At 35.1% G+C, this 579-nt stretch carries 1 protein-coding gene; it reads right to left on the minus strand.

Annotated elements, in window-relative coordinates:
- On the minus strand, positions 1-579 hold a 579-nt coding region (locus ACYU87_RS27630), incomplete at both ends, for a hypothetical protein (protein ID WP_461137228.1).

The following is a 579-nucleotide window of genomic DNA, read 5'->3' on the forward strand; positions in this document are numbered from 1 at the left end:
GTTATATGATTTGAATTGTTCCCATTTTTCTTCATCATGAAAGTACAGATTCCTTGTTCTTCCTTCGTTAGTTTTTGTCGCAGTGCAGGGTACACAAAAATACTTGATTAGGTTTTTACCTTCGCTTAATTTCTGCTTATCAAGTCCTAGCACAGCACCCACTCCTTCAAGAGATAATGGAAGTCCAAGTGTTGCAGACCAAATCATGGTACATTTCCAAGAAGTCGGATTTAAAAACATAGCCTTTGATGTACTAAGCTTATGATTATCATAAAAAGGATCTAGACTGATACCTTTATCCCTTAAATATCTTGATAAACAAACTCTCTCAAATTGTGCATTAAATGCCCATTTACTTATTTTCTCATCAGTGAGTGCGTCCAATATTTCAGAAGGAATTTCCTCTCCTTTTGCTAAATCTATTACTTTAACATCACTACCATCAACGCTGTAAGCAAATAAGAGTATTTCAAAATCATCGGATTCGGCATATTTATATACTCCCGACTTTTTCAAATTAACAGAAGAAAAGGTCTCCAAGTCCAGTGATAGTGTCTTTATTCCAGCCATCCATATATC

This window comes from Spirosoma lituiforme, assembly GCF_054776635.1.